This window comes from Deltaproteobacteria bacterium (assembly GCA_009929795.1).
In the GTDB taxonomy this organism is placed as follows: Bacteria; Desulfobacterota; Desulfovibrionia; order Desulfovibrionales; family Desulfomicrobiaceae; genus RZZR01.
In genome coordinates, this window is sequence record RZZR01000337.1 from 1 (window position 1) to 1589 (window position 1589).

General features: G+C 59.0%; 3 protein-coding genes. All 3 read right to left on the bottom strand.

Annotated elements, in window-relative coordinates; translation table 11 throughout:
- Nucleotides 1-76: 76 nt before the first annotated feature.
- On the bottom strand, nucleotides 77-754 hold the full coding sequence (locus tag EOM25_14800) for a hypothetical protein (GenBank protein NCC26446.1): 678 nt from the start codon (nucleotides 752-754) through the stop codon (nucleotides 77-79).
- Nucleotides 755-771: 17 nt separating this feature from the next.
- A complete protein-coding gene (locus EOM25_14805; GenBank protein NCC26447.1) occupies nucleotides 772-1101 on the bottom strand; it encodes a hydrogenase iron-sulfur subunit in 330 nt (109 codons plus the stop codon).
- Nucleotides 1102-1238: 137 nt separating this feature from the next.
- A partial coding sequence (locus EOM25_14810) for a 4Fe-4S dicluster domain-containing protein (protein NCC26448.1) occupies nucleotides 1239-1589 on the bottom strand: 351 nt, incomplete at its 5' end.

A 1589-nucleotide genomic window follows, 5' to 3' on the forward strand; every position in this document is an offset into this window, starting at 1 on the left:
ACGCAAAGTGACCGGCTGTCAGGACTTTTTCAAGATTGCTGCCTGATTTGATTGCTGTCATGGCATCTGTCTCCTTTTATATGGTTCCCTTGACCAGTTCTTCTCTGATACTCCGCCGGGGACCGCCGTCCCGGGCCGTGCGCCAGTCTTTGAAAGGCTTGACCGCCGTCAGGTCCTCCAGGCGGCCGGTTTCCATTTTCTTTTTCACGATGGCGTCCCAGATGCAGACGGTCTCCTTGTTCACCTCACAGATCCCGTTGGACGATCCGCCGCAGGGGCCGTGAAGCAGGCTTTTGGCACACCTGGCAATGGGGCACAGCCCCCCGAACAGATGGATACCGCAGGCCCCGCACCCGGCACAGCGTTCCTCCCACACCCCGTGCTGGACCGCGCCCCCGAAAAACGTGGTGTTCACGGCCGGGAAAAACACCTGGTCCGGGTACATTTCCGTCAGGAACTGGGGCCCTACCCCGCAGGCCATGGACACCACCGCGTCATAATTTGCCACGTCATCGGCCAGTTCAGCCACATATTCAGTGTCACACTGGCGTTCCAGGACCCGGTGCTCCACCTCGACCGGCCGCCCTTGTTTTTTTCGGGCGATTCTCACCGTTGAAGCCAGAACTTCCGCTTCCTTGAGACCGCCCACATTACACACAGTCACACATCCCTTGCATCCAAGGATCAGGAGTTTTTCCCTGTCCGCCACCATCCCCAGTATCTCTTCCAGAGACTTGCGATCTGCCACTATCATGTTACCCTCCTTGTTTTTTATCGGACCGGGGTGGGGCCCAGGTCCCTGATCCGCTCCACCATCTCGTTTGCGATCTCGGCGAACCGGGCGCCCTGGGCCGAGGACAGGTTGTACATGGCCACCCGCTCCGGCTCGATCTTCAGTTCGGTGAGCACCTTTTTCACGTATGCCACCTTGCGCCTTGCCTTGTAGTTGCCTTCCAGGTAATGGCACTCTCCTTCCAGGCATCCGGCCACGTATACCCCGTCGGCCCCGTCCTCCAGGGCGGAGAGCAGGTGGATGATGTCCACCCGGCCGGTGCACGGCACCTGGATGATCTTGATGTTGGCCGGATAGGACAGCCTCATGGAACCTGCCAGGTCCCCTGCGGCGTAAGCTCAGTACTGGCAGCAGAACGCAATGATTCTGGGTTCATGGGCCTGGGTGTTCATGGCATTCCTTTCCTGTTCATTCCGGCTGTTGTGTTGTTCCTGCTGATCCGGTTTCATGATGCCGCCTCCTCAGTCTCCAGGGTTTCTTCAAACAGGGCATGGGTCTTGGCAGTGATCTGCCGGTCGGTGAAATGATTCAGCGTAATGGCCTTGCCCGGGCATTCCGCCACGCAGGCCCCGCACCCGTGGCATTCCGATGCCTCGATCTGCGCATATCCCTCTTCATGGATAAACGGGATCCCATAGGGGCAGGTGCGCACGCAGGTCAGGCACACCGCACATTTTTCCTTTTCCACCGTGGCCACGATCCCGCCCACCATGAGCGAATCCCTTGACAGAATGGTCATGGCCCTTGCCACAGCAGCCCTTGCCTGGGCGATACTCTCCTCCAGAGGCTTGGGATA